The following is a 1576-nucleotide window of genomic DNA, read 5'->3' as shown; positions in this document are numbered from 1 at the left end:
TCGATCCGGACCTGCCCCTGAACCGCCTGGACCTGCTCGACCCGGCCGAACGCCACCAGATCCTGACCACCTGGAACGACACCACACACCCGGTGCGTGAAGCGACCCTGACCGAGGCGTTCGAGGCACGAGTGCGGGCGCGTCCGTCCGCGCAGGCCCTGGTGTTCGAGAACCAGACACTGTCCTACGGCGAGTTCAACGAGTGTGCCAATCGGCTCGCTCACTGGCTGATGGAACGCGGAGCAGGACCCGAGCGGGTGATCGCTCTCCAGATGCCGCGCTCCTTCGATCTGCTGATCGGGATCTACGGCGTACTGAAGTCAGGAGCGGCTTACCTGCCCATCGAGCCCGGCACTCCGGAAGAACGGGTGAAGCACATGGTCGAGGAAGCCTCGGCCGTCCTGCTCACGGAACTGCCGGACGTCACCGGATATCCCGGCACTGATCCAGGCGTTGACGTCCACGCCGATCACGCCGCGTATGTGATCTACACGTCGGGTTCCACCGGCCGCCCCAAGGGCGTCGTGGTCTCGCACCGCTCGATCACCAACCGTCTCGTCTGGGGGCAGGCCCGCTACGGGATGGGCGAGAACCACCGGATGCTGCTGAAGACGTCCGTCGGGTTCGACGTCTCGGTGCCGGAACTCTTCTGGCCGCTCATGGTCGGGGCGACGCTGGTGATCGCGCGGCCGGAAGGGCATCGAGACCCGGCCTACCTGGTGCGGCTGATCCAGGAGCAGTGCATCACCGACGTCGATTTCGTTCCCTCGATGCTGACGGCGTTTCTCGCCGAACCGGGCGTCGGTGGATGCACCAGTCTGCGGCGCGTGGAGGCTGCCGGCGAGGCGCTCGCGGCCGACCTCGCCGAGCGGTTCTCCGAGGTACTGCCGGGTGCGGAGCTGCACAATCTCTACGGCCCCACGGAAGCGGCGGTAGAAGTCACGGCGTGGCAGTACCGACCCGAGCCGGGGCTTACAGCCGTACCGATCGGCGCACCGGTGTGGAACACGCAGGTCTACGTCCTCGATTCAGCTCTCCGCCCGGTCCCGCCTGGTGTGGCTGGAGAGCTGTACCTTGCCGGAACCCAACTGGCGCGAGGCTATGCGAACCAGTCGGCACTGACTGCCGAACGCTTCGTTGCCAATCCGTTCGTTCCGGGTGAGCGTATGTACCGCACGGGGGACCTGGTCCGCTGGCGGGCGGACGGGGCGATCGTCTACGACGGGCGAGTGGACTTCCAGGTCAAGGTGCGCGGGCTGCGCATCGAGCCGGCCGAGGTCGAGGCCGCGCTGAAGTCACACCCTCGGATTGCTCAGGCCGTGGTGGTGGCACGCGAGGATCGGCCCGGTGACCAGCGCTTGGTCGCCTATGTGGTGCCCAGCCAAGGGGCTGAGCCGGCCGACGACGAACTGCGCAGTCACCTCCGTGCACGACTGCCGGAATACATGGTGCCGGCGGCAGTGGTGCGCCTTGCCGAGATCCCCCTTACGTCGAGTGGGAAGTTGGATCGGCGTGGGTTGCCGGTTCCGGATTTTGGGGTGGTGGTGTCGGGGCGTGGGCCGCGGGGTGTGTGGGA

Annotated in this window: 1 protein-coding gene; it reads left to right on the top strand. The window is 67.1% G+C overall.

From position 1 onward, the window contains the following. Positions 1-1576, top strand: a 1576-nt coding sequence (locus tag ACZ7DL_RS39060; RefSeq protein ID WP_470781839.1) for a non-ribosomal peptide synthetase, incomplete at both ends; no start/stop codon positions are given.

The sequence above is a fragment of the Streptomyces sp. NPDC036984 genome (assembly GCF_055607665.1).
The sequence above is the reverse complement of the archived record's forward strand: the minus strand, read 5'-3'. Positions and strand labels throughout refer to the sequence as shown.